Origin of the sequence: Aestuariibius violaceus, assembly GCF_040779325.2 — a bacterium.
GTDB lineage: Bacteria > Pseudomonadota > Alphaproteobacteria > Rhodobacterales > Rhodobacteraceae > Aestuariibius > Aestuariibius violaceus.
Window position 1 is genome coordinate 257053 of record NZ_JBFONT020000004.1, and the last position, 17908, is coordinate 274960.

Genomic DNA, 17908 nt, shown 5'->3' on the forward strand with positions numbered 1-17908 from the left:
CAAACCGGGGTCAGGAGGCAATCGCTTGGCGCGCGACAAAGGCAAGGCAGAGGAGTTTACCGGCCCGCTCCGGCGGCTCGTCGTCGGCCTGCTGCTGCTTGTCCTGATCGGCACCTTCGTCCTCTGGCGGATCGATAACCCCCGCGTCGAGCGGCTGCGCGCCGCCATCGTCGACAGCGTCGTGCCGAGCTTCGACTGGGCGCTCGCGCCGGTCCGCACGGTCGCTGACATTACGTCGGACTTCCAGAGCTACGCCAAGATCTACGAACAAAACCAAGAGCTTCGGAGGGAGCTTCGGCGCATGCAGGCCTGGCGCGAAGCCGCGCTGCAGCTGGAACAGGAAAACGCCCGCCTTCTCGACCTCAACGACGTGCGGATCGACCCCAAACTGACCTTCGTCACCGGCGTCGTGCTGACCGACAGCGGCTCGCCTTTCCGGCAATCGGTGCTGCTGAATGTTGGCCGCCAGGACGGGATCCAGGACGGCTGGGCGACGATGGATGGCCTCGGCCTCGTCGGACGTATCTCGGGCGTCGGCGGCCAGACCAGTCGCGTCATGCTGCTGACCGACACGTCCAGCCGCATCCCGATCACCATCCAGCCCTCGGGGCAGAAAGCCGTTCTCGCGGGCGACAACACGATCGGCCCGGTGATCGAATTCCTCGAGGATCCAAGCCTCGTACGCCCCGGCGACCGGGTCGTGACCTCGGGTGATGGCGGCGTCTTTCCGGGCGATCTGCTGGTGGGCTCGGTCAGCCAGGCCACCGACCGACGCCTGCGCGTCCGCCTCGCCGCCGATTACGAACGGCTCGAATTCCTGCGCGTCCTGCGCAGCCGCGAGGCAGAGCCGATCACCGATCCCGGATCGCTTGTCGCCGAACCGGACGCGGCAGAGCTCGCGGCGGAGGGACCCGCCGATGGCTGACAATCCGACGTCGGATATCTGGCGGCACCATGCGCTGTTCGTGCTGCTGACGCTGGGGATCGTGTTCCTCAGCCTCGTGCCGCTCAACACGGTGCCCCGCAACATCGCACCGCCCGACCTGCTGCTGGCGCTGACCTTCGCCTGGGTGGCCCGCCGCCCGGATTTCCTGCCGGTCTGGCTGATCGCGCTGGTCTTCTTCCTGACCGATTTCCTCTTCCACCGTCCGCCCGGCCTCTGGGCGGCGCTGGTCGTCCTCGGCACCGAATTCCTGCGCAATCGCATCCACAACCTGCGCAACATCACCTTCATCGCCGAATGGGCGATGGTCGGCGCCGTGCTTCTGGCGATGATGGTCGGCAACCGGCTGGTCCTCGCAGTCACCGCAACGCCGCAGGTCCCGCTCAGCCTGACACTGATCCAGATCGGCGCGACGATCCTGATCTATCCGCTTGCCGTTCTCGCCTCGAACACCCTCTTCGGCGTGCGCAAGACCGCCCCGGGCGAAGTCGACGCGCTGGGGCACAGGCTATGAAGCGCGGGCCACAGGAAACCGCCGAAAGCGCGCGGCGCGTCACACGCCGCGCGCTTGTCATGGGCGGTGTGCAGGTGGGCATCATGGGCGTCCTGGGCTGGCGTCTGCGCCAGATGCAGGTGGAAGAGGCGGAAACCTATCGCCTTCTGGCCGAAGAAAACCGGGTCAATATCCGCCTTCTGGCTCCCGCCCGCGGCCTGATCTTCGACCGCAACGGCCGTCCGTTGGCCGAGAACGAACAAAACTACCGCATCGTCATGGTCCGCGAGGATGCCGGCGACGTGGGCGAAGTGCTGGCGCGTCTTACCCGCATCGTGAACATCGATGAAGAGGATCTCGTCCGGGCCATGGATGAGATGAACCGCCGCTCGCCCTTCGTCCCCGTGACCATTTCTGACCGCATCCCGTGGGAGGATGTGGCGAAGGTTTCGGTCAACGCCCCCGCCCTGCCCGGCATCTCGGCCGAGGTCGGCTTGTCGCGCAGCTATCCGCAGGGACCTGACCTCGCCCACGTCGTCGGATATGTCGGCCCCGTTTCAGATTTCGATATGACACGGGGCTACCTCGCCGAAGATGAGGATCCGCTCCTTCAGATCCCCAAATTTCCCGTCGGCAAGACAGGCGTCGAGGCCCGGCGCGAGCACATGCTGCGCGGCTCCGCCGGATCCCGCCGGATCGAGGTCAACGCGGTCGGCCGGGTGATGCGTGAACTTGACCGCCAGCCAGGAGACCCCGGTGCCGACCTGCAACTCTCGATCGACGCCAAGCTGCAGAACTACGTCCAGGCCCGTCTGGCTGGCGAAAGCGCCAGCGCTGTCGTGATGGATTGCGAAACCGGTGATCTGCGCGCTGTGGTCTCTTCCCCCTCTTTCGATCCGAATCTGTTCACCCGCGGCATCTCGACCACAAGCTGGCGGGCCCTGAACGAAAACAAGTATCGCCCGCTCGCTGCCAAGGCCTGCCAGGGCATTTATCCGCCCGGGTCGACCTTCAAGATGGTGACCGGCCTCGCCGCGCTCGAAGCTGGCGTGATCGGCCCCGAAGAAACAGTCTACTGCCCCGGCCACACCACCGTCTCGGGCCTGCGCTTCCACTGCTGGAAGCGCGGCGGCCATGGCAACATGAACTTCCACGAAAGCCTCAAGCAAAGCTGCGACGTCTATTATTATGAGATCGCCCAGCGCGTCGGCATCGACAAGATCGCCGAGATGGCGCGCCGCCTTGGTCTGGGTGTCCGCCATGACATCCCGCTCAGCGCGGTCGCCGAAGGCATCGCCCCCGACCGCGCCTGGAAGCAAGAAACCCGCGGGGAGGTCTGGCGCCGCGGCGACACCGTCAACGCATCCATCGGGCAAGGCTACGTGCTGGCCTCTCCCTTGCAGCTTGCCGTCATGACCGCCCGCCTTGCGACGGGCCGCGATGTGAAACCGCGCCTGATCCGTACGATCGATGGCGTCGCCCAGCCCGATGGCGCAGGCGAGGCCTTGGGCCTTAACGACAACATCCTGCGCCGTGTCCGCCGGTCGATGTTCGATGTCACGAACCATCGCCGCGGCACGGCCTACCGCTCGCGCGCCGTTGCCGAGGGATACGAGATCGCGGGAAAGACCGGCACCAGCCAGGTCCGCCGGATCACCGCCGAGGAACGCGCCCGCGGTGTGACCCGCAACGAAGATCTTCCCTGGGAGCGCCGCGACCACGCGCTCTATGTCTGCTATGCACCGTTCGAAAATCCGCGTTATGCCGTTGCGGTCGTCGTTGAACATGGCGGCGGCGGTTCTCGCGCCGCGGCCCCCATCGGGCGCGACGTCATCCTGCGCGCCCTCTATGACGGCGAGGTGCCGATAGAGGCCTACCCGGAAGGTGTCCACGCCGAGGTGCAGGAACTGCATGACCGCCTGAATCTGCGCAATTTCGACGGGCCGTCTGGCAGCGACCGGGCATGAGCTATCTCGTCTACAACACCGCCTTCGTGCCATCCGGGCCGCGCAAGCTGCTCTATCTCAACTGGCCGCTCATCCTGCTTCTGATCGCCGTCGCCTGCGCCGGCTTCCTGATGCTCTATTCGGTCGCGGGCGGGTCGATGTATCCCTGGGCCCGGCCTCAGATCGAACGCTTCATCCTCGGCCTCGTCCTGATGATCTTCGTCGCCATGGTGCCGATCTGGTTCTGGCGGAACATGGCGGTGCTCGCCTATGCGGGCTCCATCGTCCTTCTGCTCCTCGTGGAGTTCGTCGGCGTCGAACAGAAAGGCGCCCAGCGCTGGATCGACCTTGGGCCGATGAACCTCCAACCCTCCGAGGTCGCCAAGATCACCATGGTGATGCTGCTGGCCGCCTATTACGACTGGCTGCCGCTCAAGAAGACGTCGCGCCCGTTCTGGGTGCTCCTGCCGCTGATCCTCATCATGATCCCGGTCCTGCTCGTCGTGCGGCAACCCGATCTCGGCACGTCGCTGCTGCTCCTGATGGGCGGCGGCACGGTCATGTTCCTCGCGGGCGTCCACTGGGCCTATTTCGGCACCGTCATCGCCGCAGGCGTCGCCAGCATCGCCGCCGTTTTCCAGTCCCGCGGCACGTCCTGGCAGATCCTGCGCGACTATCAGTACCGCCGGATCGACACCTTCCTCGACCCGGCCAACGACCCGCTCGGCACGGGCTATCACATCACCCAGGCCAAGATCGCGCTGGGCTCCGGCGGGGTGACGGGGCGTGGCTTCATGCAGGGCACCCAATCGCGCCTGAACTTCCTGCCCGAGAAACACACCGACTTCATCTTCACCACGCTGGCGGAAGAGTTCGGCTTCCTCGGCGCGTCCTTCCTGCTGATCCTCTACGCGCTGATCATCCTCTTCTGTATCGCCAGCGCGATCACCAACAAGGACCGCTTTGCCTCACTTCTGACAATGGGCATCGCGATGACCTTCTTCCTGTTCTTCGCGGTCAACATGGCGATGGTGATGGGCCTCGCGCCCGTTGTCGGAGTTCCCCTGCCACTCGTCAGCTATGGCGGCTCGGCGATGCTGGTTCTGATGATCGCCTTCGGGCTGGTGCAAAGCGCCCATGTCCACAAGCCCCGTTAAGGCTCTCTTCGCCGCAAAGCCCGAACGATGGACGGCATGGGAGGCGCCGCTCAGGCGCGCTTTCGACGAGGCAGGGCTGACTGTCGATCTCTCCCGCGATCATGCGCCCGACCAGACCGATTACATCGTCTACGCCCCGAACGGCCCCGTCGCCGACTTCACGCCCTTCACCCGCGCCAAGGCCGTTCTCAGCCTCTGGGCCGGGGTCGAAGGCATCGTCGGTAATCCGACCCTGACCCAACCGCTCGCCCGGATGGTGGATGAGGGGCTCAGGCAGGGCATGGTCGAATGGGTCACGGGCCACGTCCTGCGCCACCACCTCGGCATGGACGCCCATATCGTGAACCCGGATCGGACCTGGATCAACGAGCCGCCGCCTCTGGCGCAAAGCCGCACCGTCACGATCCTCGGCCTGGGCGAGTTGGGCGCGGCCTGTGCCGAGGCGCTGGTGGCCCTCCGCTTCAACGTCTTCGGGTGGAGCCGGTCCCCAAAGGCCCATCCCGGCATCACCTGCCTCTCCGGCGCTGGCGGCCTCGACCAGGCGCTCGCGCAGGCCGAGATCCTCGTCCTGCTCCTGCCGCTGACGCCCGCCACCGACACCCTGCTCGATGCGGCCCGCCTTGCCCGCCTGCCCAACGGTGCGACGATCCTCAACCCGGGGCGCGGCGCGCTGATCGATGACGACGCGCTCCTCGCCGCCCTCGATCGGAACATCGCTCACGCGACGCTCGACGTCTTCCGCACCGAGCCGCTGCCGCAGGATCATCCCTTCTGGGCGCATCCCCGCGTGACCGTGACGCCTCACATCGCCTCCGAAACCCGGCCAGCGACCGCCTCCCGCGTCATTGCCGAAAACATCCGCCGCGGCGAGGCGGGCGAACCGTTCCTCCACCTCGTCGACAGGTCCGCCGGCTACTGACCTCAGCGCAAGATCGGCGGTTTCTCGGGGTCGAGCCCCGGCCCTTTCGGCGCAGCCGTCTCCTCTGGATCGAACCGCACCCCCACCCGCGCCAAACGCTCCGCCAACGCACTGCCCGCCTCGGCAAACGCGATATCGGCATCGGCCACACCGGCCAGCCGCACGGCTGTCTCGAAAGCGCCCGCCAAGACCGGCCGCGCCTCGTCCTCGGCACCGACGGATGCCAGAACATATCCCGCAGTCCCATCCGCTCGCCGCAACGACGCCAGATAGACCTCCCCCGCCGCCGATCCGAACGGCGCCACCGCCTGTCCGATCGCATCCAGCAGATCCGCATCCGCGGCTAACGGCGCCTCCAACGCCACGGGGTCCGGCGCATCAGACGGCCCTTCGCCCATCGCCCCGACGATCCAGCCCAGTTGGTCCGCCGTCACAACGATCTCTCCCGGCGTTCCGAGATTCAGGCAGAGCCCCACCCCCTGTCCCGCCAGCAGCGCTGCCAGATCACCGCCGGGCAAGGCCGCATAAGGTGCGCCGCCCGCCATATCCGCCAGCCGCGCCTCTCGGTCGAAGGCCAGCGCCATCGGCCCGCTGCCGGGATCGGTCACGACAGGGCGCACCTGATCCCCCTCCGCCTCTGCCTCCAGCAGCAGGAACAGATCGGTTGCCGACACCCGGCTGAGCAGTCGGCGCCACGCGGCATCGCTGCCCTCTGCCGCTGCCTGCAGAGCGGCCCGGTCGAGCGGCGTCTCATCCATCCAGAACCTCCTTCACACGGGCGCGCAGCACCGGCAGCAGCTCCGCCTCGAACCACGGATTGCGCTTCAGCCAGGCGGTATTGCGCCAGGACGGGTGCGGCAAGGGGAAGAGCTTCGGCGCATGGTCCCGCCAGCCCGCCACCGTTTCGGTCACGCCCGTTTTCGTCCCCAGATGCCACTTCTGGGCATAGCCGCCGATCAGCACGGTCAGCTCGACCCCCTCCAGCGCGCCGAGGATCGGCTGCCGCCACGTCGCGGCGCAGACCTTGGGCGGCGGCAGGTCGGATCCGGCGGCGTTGTATCCCGGAAAGCAGAACGCCATCGGCACGATCGCGACCCGCGAACGGTCGTAGAACGTCGCTTCGTCGACCCCCAGCCAATCCCGCAGCCGCTTGCCCGACGCATCCCAGAACGGCGTGTTTGCCTTGTGTACCTTCATCCCGGGCGCCTGCGAGGCGATCAGAAGCCGCGCGCCCTGCTGAAACCACACCACCGGATTCGGCCGATGCGCTGTCGCGGTCGCGGCGAAACGGTCGGCGCAGATCATGCAACCGGCAAGCTCGTTTTTCAGATGTGTCAGGTCGGACATGCGCGGGTCATCTAATGCACAACGAGCATGCGTCTCGCAATTCGAACCCGCCGGCGATGCCAAACGTTTGTGCAACGCATCGCAAACGACGTAGCGGACTTCTTGATCCGGCGGGGGCGTCTGTGCTGTTATCCGTCGGGTTGGGGCGTTGTTGACGAACAGGGGAAGGCATGAGGACACGACAGTTCTGGCGAGAGGCAACTCTCGCAGCAGGAATAGTTTTGGCCGCGCCGTCCGCTTTCGCGAACAGCCTCGTCGAATCCTCCCTCCGCAACAGCTCGCTTGGCCAATACTACGCCCACCTCCAGGCCCAGCTTCTCTCTGCCGGACGCCTGCGGACCGATGCGCGGCCCTACGACGCGCCCATCACAGCCTCCGGCCTGACGAACAATTTCGCCGAAATCGCCATGCGCCACGAATATGGCGGCTCCGGTGCGAAGCCTTTAGTCCGGTGGGAGACGCCGGTGGCCTATTCCGTGACCTTCGGCGCCTCGGTCGGCCAGTCCCAGCGGATCTCGGACCATACGGTGATTGCCGAAACCTTCGCCACCATCGCCCATGCGACCGGCCATCCGGTCCATGCGGCCCGCGGTGCGGCCAATTTCCAGGTCCTCGTCGTCGGCCAAAGCGATCTGCCAGGGGTCGCAGACCACCTCAAACGGACCGCGCCGGAACTCAGCCGCAGCGATCTGATGGCGATCAAGCGGATGCCGCGCAATCACCTCTGCAAGGTCATCGCGGTCCCCCATGGCGACCTGCGCCAGGGCTACCGCCGCGTCGTTGCGATCATCCGCGCCGAACACGCCCCCCGCATGCGCGCCTCCTGCATCGCCGAGGAACTCGCCCAAGGCATGGGCCTGCCCAACGATTGCGAAAGCGCCCGCCCGTCGATCTTCAACGATGATGAAGAATTCGCGGTCCTGACCGACCACGACAAGATGCTCCTGCGCATCCTCTACAGCGGGCATCTGCGATCCGGTATGCGCCGGAACGAGGTCGTGCCGATCGTCTCGGCCCTGTCCAGCAGGCTCGCCCACTAAAAAGAGAAGAACCGGTCCGCTGATGTCGCAGCAGAACCGGTTCTTGATGTTGCCGGGAGGCGCCATCGGCGCATCCCGGATAATCGTCAACCTTAGCGGCTGATGTAGAAGTCAGCGAAGGTCCGCTTGTCATTCTCAAGTGCAGCGCGGATCTGAACCAGTTCCGAAACGGTGTAGGCGCTGGGATCGAGACCAAGCTGAGCGGCCAGCTGCGAGTGACCGGCGGTGATGCCAACGCTTTGCGTGGAAACGACCGAGGAACGCTCGTTGATGTAGAAGTCGGACTGGGTCCGCTCTTCGGATTCCAGCGCGGCGCGGATTTCGATCAGCTCAGCGACAGAGTAGCTGCCGGCGTCGAGGCCCAGCTGAGCGGCCAGTTGATCGCTTGCAAAAGCAGGAGCGGAGAAAGCGGCAGCAGCAACGGCGGCAAGTGCGAGGGTTTTCATAATGTTAGTCCTTTCTAGCAGGTGACCCGAAGGTCTGGTTGTTTCGGTGCGAAAGCGTGTTGCCCTCGACACGGCTCAAAATGGGCCTGCCAGGCGATCTTGCCATCTGGCAAAAGTATAGAGACGTGATTGCAAAAATGCACATATACAACAAATTGTTTTCAAATGATAATTTTATGTGATCGCATTGAAACCTTCGCACTGAAATAAATCTGTGCGGAATCACGCGGTTCCGTGAGGTCATGTGACCGTTTCGCGACCCTTTGTGACAGTCTGGGGATGCGTCGAACGCAGCATTGTTCTATGCCGCACCCCGGTTTATGCCACCGCGAACGCCGGGACAGGAGCACCGACGCATGTATCGGGTATGGAACTATGTCACCAATTACTCACTGCTTCTGATCGCGGGGGCCCTGATCGCACTCATCTGGGCGAATATTGACCCCCACTCTTATCATCATACGGTTGAGTACCCGATCTGGTTTAATGATTTAATCGGCCTCGATTTTGAGTACTGGGCGAAGGCCTATGGCGAGGGCTACGAGAAGTACGGAGGTGACAGCGAAAAGGTCCTGTCCTTCCACTACCTCGTCAACGATCTTCTTATGGCGTTCTTCTTCGCCATCGCCGCCAAGGAAGTGTGGGAGGCGATCATCCTCCGCGACGGCGCATTGCGCGGCAAAAAGGCCGCCACCCCGCTTTTTGCGACCTTCGGCGGCATGGCCGGGCCTGTCGCCGTCTATCTGGGTCTCGCCTACTTCGTCTTCGGCTCCGACACCTATGATGCCGTGGCCCGCGGCTGGGCGATCCCCACGGCAACCGATATCGCGTTCTCCTACCTCGTCGGCCGCATCGTCTTTGGCGCAGGGCACCCGGCGGTGCGTTTCCTGCTCCTGCTGGCCATCGCCGACGATGCAGCGGGCCTGATCATTCTTGCCGTCTTCTACCCAAGCGGAGAGCTTGCGCCGGTCTGGCTGCTGCTCTCGCTTGGGGCGGCCATCGGTGTCTTCGCCCTGTTCAACTGGCTGCCCCGGCGCCTTGACCGGGGCGATCAGGACAGACGCTGGTCGACCTGGGCGCGCCACAAGCTGTCCTTCTGGCCATATCTCATCGCAGGCGCGCTCAGCTGGTACGGCTTTGCCGAAGCGGGGCTGCACCCCGCCCTTGGCCTTCTGCCCATCGTCCCCACGATCCCCCATGCCGACCGCGCCTTCGGCATCTTCAGCGAGGCCGAGCAGTACCTGACCGACCTGCTGAACCACATCGAACACATGCTGAAGCTGCCGGTGGAGTTCGTGCTGTTCTTCTTCGGCCTCCTGAATGCGGGCGTTGAGTTCTCCTCCATCGGGGATCCGACATGGCTTGTCCTGGCGGGGCTCCTGATCGGCAAGCCGTTCGGCGTGCTCCTGTTCGGCTGGATCGGCGCGCGAATGCTCAATCTCGGCCTGCCGCAGGGAATGCGGATCGTCGACCTCTTCGTCATCGGCTGCGTCGCAGCGATCGGTTTTACCGTGTCGCTTTTCATTGCTGCTGTCGCGTTCGAGCCGGGGCCGGTCCAGGATGCCGCCAAGATGGGCGCGCTCTTCAGCTTCTTTGCCGCCGTCGTCGCAGTGTTGGCGGGCCGCCTCGCCCGCGTGGAGAAGCAGACCGCGTGACGTTTCGCCCTCACACTCCCTTAACAGATTGGCGTATACTCCTTAAAAACGCCGCCCAGACGGCTTGAAGGCGAGCATACCCGGATGCTGGAATTCGAAAATGTCAGCAAGTCCTTCTGGACGGGTACCCAGCGCAAGGTGATCCTCGACCAGGTCTCCTTCCGGATCGAGCTTGGCAATTCGCTTGGCATCCTCGCACCCAACGGCACGGGCAAGACGACGCTCATCAACATGATGGCGGGCCTTGAAAAGCCCGACGAAGGCGTCATCCGCCGCAACGCCCGCATTTCCTTCCCGCTGGGCTTCATGGGCGGGGTAACGACCAAGCACACCGGGACAGAAAACTGCCGCTATATCGCCCGTCTCTACGGCCTCGATCCCGATTATGTCGAAGCCTTCTCGCGCTGGATGTGCGGGCTGGATGAGTATTTCGACATGCCGCTTGGAACCTACAGTTCCGGCATGCGCGCCCGCTTCACGTTCTCGCTGATGCTGGCGCTCGATTTCGATATGTACCTCATCGACGAGGGGATGCCGGCAACCACGGATGTGGAATTCAACCGCAAGGCCGGCAGGATCATGCGCGATCGGCTCGAAACCACCACGGTGGTGATCGTCTCGCACCAGCCTGAGACGCTTGAAAAGTTTGCGCGCAGCGCCGCCGTGCTCCAAGACGGTAGACTACACATGTTCGATACGCTGGAAGAGGCAAAAGCGCTCTATGACTTCCAAGCCTAAAGCCGCCAAGTTCAACATCCGCCGGGTCCCCAAGGCCCCGCCCGCCGACGCCGCATCTTCCGCCGCGGCCGAGCCTCCGGCCGAGGAAAAGCTGACCGGTCGCCAGCTGCGCACCGCGCGCCGGATCGCTGCCAAGCACGGGCTCAAGGTCAGCTCCGATCTCGATGCGGTCAAGCAGCTGCGCGCCCGCGGGATCGATCCGTTCAGCCGGTCCGCCATCCTAGAACTGGTCGTACCAGAGGATCAGAAGCCCAAGGATGAGGTGAAGCTGCCCCAGGCGCAGCCCAGGAACCTGCCCGAAAAACGCAAGCCAAAGCCAATGGACCGCGCGGCCGAGGTCATGCAGATGCAGCGCGACATCGTGCGCCGCCGCCGCGCCAATATCGCGATGCTGTTCTCGCGGCTTGCGGTATTCGTGTTCCTGCCAACCGCGCTCTTCGGTTACTACTTCTACGAAATGGCAACGCCGATGTACGCGACCCATTCGGAGTTCGTCGTCACCAAGGCGGAATCCCAGAACGCCGCGGCGGGCTTCGGCAGCCTCTTCCAGGGTACGGGCCTCGCCACCCAGCAGGACAGCGTCGGCGTCCAGTCCTTCCTACAATCGCGCGAGGCGCTTCTGCGGCTGGACGAAGAGCACGGCTTCCGCGCCCATTTCAGTCAGGACTGGATCGATCCCCTCCAGCGCCTCGATCCCGAGGCCACGATGGAGGAATCGTTCGACGTCTATAGTGACCACGTCAAGATCGGCTACGACCCCAGTGAAGGCCTGCTCAGGATGGAGGTGATCGCCGCCGATCCCGAAACCAGCGTCACCTTCTCCCGCGCGCTCATCGATTATGCCGAGGCCGAGGTCGATCTTCTGACCCAACGCGTCCGCGAGGATCAGATGTCGGGCGCCCGCGAAAGCTATGAAGAGGCCGAGGCGCGCCGGGCAGCGGCGCTGGGCGTGCTCGAGCGGCTCCAGGCCGAGGTGCAGTCGATCGACCCGGTCGGCGAAACCGCAGCACTCGTCGGGCAGATCTCGACGCTGGAAAGCCAGATGCAGACCAAGCAGCTGGAGCTTCAGTCTTTCCTCAGCGCGCAGCGCCCGAACGAGGCGGCCGTTGCAGCGGTGCGCGGCGATATCGCCCGGATCGAAAGCCTGATTGCCGACCTGCGTCAGCGGGCGACCCGCGCCAATGTCCAGGGGATCAGCCAGGCCGCCAAGAATGCCGAGCTTCGCACAGCCGAGGAGAACTACCAGTTCCAGACGGTCATGGTTCAGGCGGCCCTCCAGCAGATGGAGACCGCCCGCATCGAAGCCAACCGCCAGCGCAGCTACCTCTCGCTCAACGTGGAACCCATCGCGCCGGATGAGGCGACCTACCCGCGCGCCTTCGAGAACACGCTCCTCGTCTTTCTGATTTTTTCGGGGGTCTACCTGATGATCTCGCTCACCGCGTCGATCCTGCGGGAACAGGTCTCGTCCTAGGCGATACGGCGCAACATGGAACGGATCCCACGGCTATTCGCCCACGCCCTTGCGGCCCTCCTCGCCTGCGCGCTCCTGCTCGCCGGCGCCGCCGTGCACGCCCAGGATAACGGCACCCAACCCGAAGGCCCGATCTCGGTCGATGGCGACGCCGGAACCGACGCTGCCATCGCCCAGCGGATGCGCGACATCCTCGAAGAACTCGGTGGGTTCGAAGATGTCACCGTCACCGTCCGCTCCGGCGTCGTCACCCTGCGCGGGGAAACCGCCGAAACCGCCGACGTCGCCGAGCTCAGCGCTCTTGCCGCCCGGGTCGACGGTGTCGTGCAGGTCCGCAACGAGGTGCAGGCAACCTCCGATGTGGTCCGCCGCCTCGACCCCGCGCTCGACCGGCTCTATGCCCGCCTCAACCAGATGGTCGGGGCGCTGCCGCTTTTTCTTGTGGCGCTGGCCGTCTTCCTGGGCATCCTGTTTCTCGGCCTCGCCATCGCCCGGATGCGCCAGCCCTGGGACCGCCTCGCCCCCAACAGCTTCATCTCCGACATCTACCGCCAGATCGCGCGCCTCGTCTTCCTGATCGCGGCCCTCGTCATCGCGCTCGACATCATGGGGGCGACGGCCCTCCTCAGCACGATCCTCGGCGCCGCGGGGATCATCGGCCTCGCCATCGGTTTCGCCGTTCGCGACACGGTGGAAAACTTCATCGCCTCGATCATGCTCAGCTTCCGTCAGCCGTTCCGCCCCAACGACGTCGTCCAGATCGAAGGGCAGGAGATGGGCAAAGTGATCCGCCTCACCAGCCGCGCCACGATCCTGCTCAGCTTCGACGGCAACCATATCCGCATCCCGAACTCGACGGTCTTCAAAAGCCGGATGACCAATTTCACCCGCAACCCCGAACGCCGCTTCCTCTTCGAAATCGGCGTCGCCTCCGATGCCGATCTCGATAAGATCCGCAACCTTGCGACCGAGGTGGTCGAGGGGCTGCCGTTCACGCTTGCCAATCCCGCGCCGCTGGTCTGGATCGACCGGATCGGCGACGGGGCGATCTTCCTCACCGTCACCGGCTGGATCGACCAGCGCGAAACCTCCCTGCCGCGGGCCAAGGGCGAAGCGCTGCGGCTCGTCAAGGACGCGATCGAGGCCGCAGGCGTCGAGGTCCCCGACACGACCTACCGCATCCAGATGATCCAGCCGCAGGCCGCCGCCCCCCACCCCGCCGGCCCGCCCGAGGCCGAGGGTCCGCCCGATGTCACCGCCGATGTCGAAGATGCCCTCGACCGTATTATCGAGGATGAACGCGGCGATGAGGCCAAGCCCGACCTCCTCTCGGAAGACGCTCCCGAGGAATGACCAAACACCCCCGATCAGATCTTGCGCCGTTCCGTCCTGCCCGCTAAGAGGCACGTCGTCATTGGGGTGTAGCCAAGTGGTAAGGCAGCGGTTTTTGGTACCGTGTATCGTAGGTTCGAATCCTACCACCCCAGCCAGACACCTCCCCCGGCGCGCCATTCTGGCTGCATCACGGCCTCTCCAGTGGGAAAGATGCGTCTTTCTGCGCGAGCCAGACCGTAAGAAAACCGCAATCCGGGTCCTCAACGACATGATCCACAACGGCAAAGCCGTGTTGCTTCAGCAAGGCCCGATACTCGTCCTCGTCAAGGCTTGAGTGATAGAGGGCTTCCCCCTCGAACTCACCCAGCGCGTCTCCATACCGCGGACCGCTCGTAAAGATCAGCGCCGCCCCGGGCGCGGCGTGCCGTTCGAAGACAGCAAACATTCCGCGCTGATCCTCCGGCGTCAGGTGGAAGGTGCTGTTCCAGGCCAGGATCCCGTCGAACGCCATATCCAGGCGGAGGGCCCGCATATCGGCGGTGATCCAGGTGGCGCCGGGAACCCTCCCCTGTGCGATCTCGATCAATTCCTGGGACCCGTCGACCCCGACAACCTCACTCCCCGTCTCCAGCAGGTATCGGCCGATCGGCTCGCCGGACCCGCAGCCCAGATCCAGTACGGACGGCGCGTCGGGCAGTCGTTGCAGGAACCGATCGATCCAGACCTTCTCCGTCAAATGCCGCCCGCGGCGCGCCACCCAGGCACGCGCATGGCTGCGGTAAAGCTCTATCACCCGATCGGCTGGCGACTTCATAGCTCATACCTAACCGCCCTCGGACCGCCTGCCAAAGGGAGGCGTCTGTGCGTGTTCCGGCACACGCGACCCGCCAGATGGGCAGCCTTCTACCCAGACTTACGCAACTATTCGCCAATTTTTGAAACGGACTACGTCTTGAAGCTTTAGGTCTGCTGTCGTTACCTGCAGGCCGATGGAAGTCCAGGTGCGACAAAACGTGCCTGTAAAGACCAATGGGAGGTCACATGAAGATCGTTTACCTCGCCGTTTCGACGGCTCTCCTCGCGGGCACAGCGGTCGCGCAAGATCGCGAAGGCTGGCCCGACAGCTTTACCGTCGGCACTGCCAGCCAGGGCGGCACCTATTTTGCCTACGGCTCCGGCTGGGCCAACCTCGTCGCCGAAGAACTCGGCCTCACCGGCGCCGGCGAAGTCACCGGCGGCCCGATGCAGAACATGGCGCTTGTCCACACCGGCGACGCGCAGTTCGGCATGACCACGATGGGCCCCGCCGCGGAATCCATCGCCGGCACCAACCCGATCGCCCCGGGCCTGCAGATGGACAATGCCTGCGCGATGTTCCCGATGTACCAGACGCCCTTCAGCGTCACCGCGCTCTCCTCCTCGGGGATCGAAAGCATCGCCGACATCCCCGACGGCGCGCGGATCGGCTTCGGCCCGGCCGGGTCGACCTCCGACACCTACTTCCCCCGCATGATGGAAGAGCTCGGCGTCAACTTCGAACGCCGCAACGGCGGCTGGTCCGACCTCGGCGGCCAGCTTCAGGACGGCCTGCTCGACGTCATCGCCTTCGCCGCGGGCGTGCCCGTCCCGGCCGTCAGCCAGTTGGAAGTCCAGACCGACGTGAACATCATCGAGTTCACCGAGGACGAGCAGGCGACGATCCTCGGGGCGTTCCCCGTTTCGGAATTCATGATCGCCGCCGACACCTACACCACGCTCGAGGAAGACGCGCGGTCGGTGTCGATGTGGAACTTCGCCATCGCCAATTGCGACCTTCCGGCCAGCTTCGTGAAGGCCGCGGTCGACGTGGTGATGTCCGATAACGAGCGGATGGTGAACATCCACCGCGCCGCCCGCTCCACCCTGCCCGAGAACTGGGACAAGAACGCGGGCGTCCTGCCCTGGCATCCCGGCGCGGCCGAATGGTTCGCTGAAAATGCGGGCGCAGAAATCCCGGCCGATCAGATCTTCGGGAACTGATCGCGCCTGACGGACCGGGTCCGCCCGTCCCAGCGGCGGGCGGACCCATATGTTGAGACCAGGGCCGGGGGAGGGTCCGCGATCCAAGTCGGATCGCATCGCGGGGAGGCATGACGATGACGTCGTCGCAGGACACACAGAACTCCGAGCCACAGGTCATCGCCGAAGGCGTCGACGACGAACCGGTCGAACACAACCGCCGCGTCTTCGCGGGCTGGGCCTATTACGTCGTCGCCACGATGTCGGGGCTCTACGCGCTGTTCCACATGGCCGCGCTCAACGGCTGGTCTATCGGCGACTGGACCGGGATCGAGATCCCCTTCCTGCCGACCTTCCCGCTCGAGACCTGGAATTTCCGCATCATCCATATCGCGGGCGCCCTGATCCTGGGCTTCACGCTCTATTCGGCGCGCGCCTTCCCCGATGACGATCGCGGCGGGCGCCACCCGCTCGACCTGCTCGCCTGGGTCGCGATCATCCCGGCGCTCTATGCCTGCTGGACGGCCATCGGCTTTGCCGGGCAGATCGCGGGCGGCACCATGTGGAACGGTATCGACGCGGCCATCCGCGAGGCCGAGATCTGGCATTACGGCGTGCCGCTTCTTGCCGCCACGACTGTCGGCATCCTGATCGGTTGGGTCCGCCCCCGCATCCGCGGCGCCGTCTCGCCGGCCGATCTGGTGCTGGGGGTCTGCGGGCTTGCCGTCGCGATCTATCTTATCACGATCTACGGCACGCTCATGCGCAATTCGACCGGCACGCCCTTCGCGCCGGTCGGCATCAGCCTCGCCGCCGTCGCGGGCACCGCCCTCATCATGGAGCTGACGCGCCGTGTCGCGGGCCTCGCGCTGATCATCATCGCCGGCGTCTTCCTGATCTACGTCTTCGTGGGCGATTACCTGCCCGGCTTCCTCAACGCGCCCGACATCGAATGGACCCGCTTCTTCAGCCAGGTCTACACCGACGCGGGCATCCTCGGGCCCACCACCGCCGTCTCGTCCACCTACATCATCCTCTTCATCATCTTCGCGGCCTTCCTGCAGGCCTCGAAGGTGGGCGACTACTTCGTCAACTTCGCCTTCGCCGCCGCCGGCCGCGCGCGGGGCGGTCCGGCTAAGGTGGCGATCTTCGCTTCGGGCCTGATGGGCATGATCAACGGCACCTCCGCCGGCAACGTCGTGGCCACCGGATCGCTCACCATCCCGCTGATGAAAAAGGTCGGCTACCGCCCCACGACCTCCGGCGCGGTCGAGGCCGCGGCGTCGACCGGCGGGCAGATCATGCCGCCGATCATGGGCGCAGGCGCCTTCATCATGGCCGAAATCACCGGCATCCCCTATCAGGACATCGCCATCGCCGCGATCATCCCCGCGATCCTCTATTTCGTGTCGATCTACTTCATGGTGGATTTCGAGGCGGCCAAGCTCGGCATGCGCGGCATGCGCGAGGACGAGCTGCCAAAGTTCCGCGACATGGCGCGCCGCGTCTTCCTCTTCCTGCCGATCGTCATCCTGATCGCCGCGCTCTTCATGGGCTATTCCGTGATCCGCGCAGGCACCTACGCCACTGCCGCCGCCGCGGTCGTCAGCTGGCTCACCCCCTACCGGATGGGCCTGCGCAGCGTCTCCAAGGCGTTCGAGCTTGCGGGCACCATGGCGATCCAGATCATCGCCGTCTGCGCCTGCGCGGGCATCATCGTGGGCGTCATCAGCCTGACCGGCGTCGGCGCGCGGTTCTCGTCGGTGCTTCTCAACATCGCCGACGCGAACCAGCTTCTGGCGCTCTTCTTCGCCATGTGCATCGCGATCCTGCTGGGCATGGGGATGCCGACGACGGCGGCCTACGCGGTCGCGGCCTCGGTCGTGGCGCCGGGCCTCGTCCAGATGGGCATCCCGATGCTGACGGCGCATTTCTTCGTCTTCTACTTCGCCGTCGTTTCGGCCATCACGCCGCCAGTCGCACTCGCCTCCTATGCGGCGGCGGGCATTTCGGGCGCGAACCCGATGGCGACCTCCGTCGCGTCGTTCAAGATCGGCATCTCGGCCTTCGTCGTGCCCTTCATGTTCTTCTACAACGCAGCCCTCCTGATGGACGGCACCTGGTATGAAGTGCTGCGGGCGGGCGCGACCGCTGTCTTCGGCGTGTTCCTCCTCTCCTCCGGGGTACAGGGCTGGTGGGTCGGCGGCCGGGCCAACGGCCTGATCCGCATCGCGCTGATCGTCGTCGCGCTCTTCATGATCGAAGGTGGGCTCATCTCCGATCTGATCGGCATCGGCGGGGCGGTGGCGCTGTTCCTTCTGGCCCGCGCCTTCCGCTCCGGCCCCGCCCCCGCCGCCTGACGGCAGGGGCGGCGGCGGCCGCTTGCCCCGGGCCGCATTCCCGGGCCACGATACCCC

At 65.2% G+C, this 17908-nt stretch carries 16 protein-coding genes and 1 tRNA gene; 13 read left to right on the plus strand and 4 right to left on the minus strand.

Features of this window, described 5'->3' with window-relative positions; all coding sequences use genetic code 11:
* The first annotated feature begins 25 nt into the window (after window positions 1-25).
* Genes mreC through AADZ90_RS15175 form a run of 5 tightly spaced genes read left to right on the plus strand, consistent with a single transcriptional unit; the run spans window position 26 to window position 5458 of the window.
* A complete protein-coding gene (gene mreC / locus AADZ90_RS15155) occupies window positions 26-925 on the plus strand; it encodes a rod shape-determining protein MreC (RefSeq protein ID WP_367310685.1) in 900 nt (299 codons plus the stop codon).
* Entirely contained in the window at window positions 918-1457 is a 540-nt protein-coding gene (locus AADZ90_RS15160) for a rod shape-determining protein MreD (RefSeq protein WP_367310684.1), read from the plus strand. Before mreC ends, AADZ90_RS15160 begins: the two co-directional genes overlap by 8 nt.
* Window positions 1454-3403, plus strand: a complete 1950-nt coding sequence (mrdA, locus tag AADZ90_RS15165; RefSeq protein WP_367310683.1) for a penicillin-binding protein 2 — start codon at window positions 1454-1456, stop codon at window positions 3401-3403. The genes AADZ90_RS15160 and mrdA overlap by 4 nt, the downstream gene beginning before the upstream one ends.
* Window positions 3400-4539: a rod shape-determining protein RodA gene (rodA, locus tag AADZ90_RS15170; protein ID WP_367310682.1), complete on the plus strand. Its 1140-nt coding sequence runs from the start codon at window positions 3400-3402 to the stop codon at window positions 4537-4539. The genes mrdA and rodA overlap by 4 nt, the downstream gene beginning before the upstream one ends.
* On the plus strand, window positions 4520-5458 hold the full coding sequence (locus AADZ90_RS15175; protein WP_367310681.1) for a 2-hydroxyacid dehydrogenase: 939 nt from the start codon (window positions 4520-4522) through the stop codon (window positions 5456-5458). Before rodA ends, AADZ90_RS15175 begins: the two co-directional genes overlap by 20 nt.
* A 2-nt stretch (window positions 5459-5460) precedes the next feature.
* Here AADZ90_RS15175 and AADZ90_RS15180 read toward each other — a convergent pair whose 3' ends face one another.
* Window positions 5461-6216 (minus strand): SseB family protein, encoded by a 756-nt coding sequence (locus AADZ90_RS15180; protein WP_367310680.1) that lies wholly within the window; start codon window positions 6214-6216, stop codon window positions 5461-5463.
* A complete protein-coding gene (locus AADZ90_RS15185) occupies window positions 6209-6805 on the minus strand; it encodes a uracil-DNA glycosylase family protein (protein WP_367310679.1) in 597 nt (198 codons plus the stop codon). Before AADZ90_RS15185 ends, AADZ90_RS15180 begins: the two co-directional genes overlap by 8 nt.
* Before the next feature lie 170 nt (window positions 6806-6975).
* Here AADZ90_RS15185 and AADZ90_RS15190 point away from each other — a divergent pair, with 170 nt between their 5' ends.
* Window positions 6976-7845 carry a DUF2927 domain-containing protein gene (locus AADZ90_RS15190; RefSeq protein WP_367310678.1) on the plus strand — a complete coding sequence of 290 codons (870 nt, stop codon included), beginning with the start codon at window positions 6976-6978 and terminating at the stop codon, window positions 7843-7845.
* 92 nt (window positions 7846-7937) lie between these two features.
* Here the strand turns inward: AADZ90_RS15190 and AADZ90_RS15195 are convergent, their stop codons facing one another.
* Window positions 7938-8291 (minus strand): hypothetical protein, encoded by a 354-nt coding sequence (locus AADZ90_RS15195; protein ID WP_367310677.1) that lies wholly within the window; start codon window positions 8289-8291, stop codon window positions 7938-7940.
* Between the two features lie 356 nt (window positions 8292-8647).
* On the opposite strand from AADZ90_RS15195, the gene AADZ90_RS15200 reads away from it, so the two are divergent.
* The 5 genes from AADZ90_RS15200 to AADZ90_RS15220 all read left to right on the plus strand — a co-directional run bounded on the left by AADZ90_RS15200 (window position 8648) and on the right by AADZ90_RS15220 (window position 13648).
* Window positions 8648-9946, plus strand: coding sequence for a Na+/H+ antiporter NhaA (locus AADZ90_RS15200; RefSeq protein ID WP_367310676.1), 1299 nt, complete (start codon window positions 8648-8650; stop codon window positions 9944-9946).
* Window positions 9947-10030: 84 nt separating this feature from the next.
* Entirely contained in the window at window positions 10031-10684 is a 654-nt protein-coding gene (locus tag AADZ90_RS15205) for an ABC transporter ATP-binding protein (protein WP_367310675.1), read from the plus strand.
* Window positions 10668-12158: a KpsE/RkpR family capsule polysaccharide export protein gene (locus AADZ90_RS15210; RefSeq protein ID WP_367310674.1), complete on the plus strand. Its 1491-nt coding sequence runs from the start codon at window positions 10668-10670 to the stop codon at window positions 12156-12158. Before AADZ90_RS15205 ends, AADZ90_RS15210 begins: the two co-directional genes overlap by 17 nt.
* A 15-nt stretch (window positions 12159-12173) precedes the next feature.
* The gene (locus tag AADZ90_RS15215; RefSeq protein WP_411997053.1) at window positions 12174-13511 is read left to right on the plus strand and encodes a mechanosensitive ion channel domain-containing protein; all 1338 of its coding nucleotides are present in this window, start codon (window positions 12174-12176) and stop codon (window positions 13509-13511) included.
* Between the two features lie 62 nt (window positions 13512-13573).
* Window positions 13574-13648 (plus strand) — tRNA-Gln (locus AADZ90_RS15220).
* Window positions 13649-13680: 32 nt separating this feature from the next.
* On the opposite strand, the gene AADZ90_RS15225 is transcribed toward AADZ90_RS15220, so the two are convergent.
* Complete coding sequence (locus AADZ90_RS15225) at window positions 13681-14307, minus strand: class I SAM-dependent DNA methyltransferase (protein WP_367310672.1); 627 nt, start codon at window positions 14305-14307, stop codon at window positions 13681-13683.
* 227 nt (window positions 14308-14534) lie between these two features.
* Here AADZ90_RS15225 and AADZ90_RS15230 point away from each other — a divergent pair, with 227 nt between their 5' ends.
* Together AADZ90_RS15230 and AADZ90_RS15235 are read left to right on the plus strand one after the other, a co-directional pair.
* On the plus strand, window positions 14535-15512 hold the full coding sequence (locus AADZ90_RS15230) for a TAXI family TRAP transporter solute-binding subunit (RefSeq protein ID WP_367310671.1): 978 nt from the start codon (window positions 14535-14537) through the stop codon (window positions 15510-15512).
* A gap of 116 nt (window positions 15513-15628) precedes the next feature.
* A complete protein-coding gene (locus AADZ90_RS15235) occupies window positions 15629-17851 on the plus strand; it encodes a TRAP transporter permease (protein WP_367310670.1) in 2223 nt (740 codons plus the stop codon).
* Window positions 17852-17908: the final 57 nt, after the last annotated feature.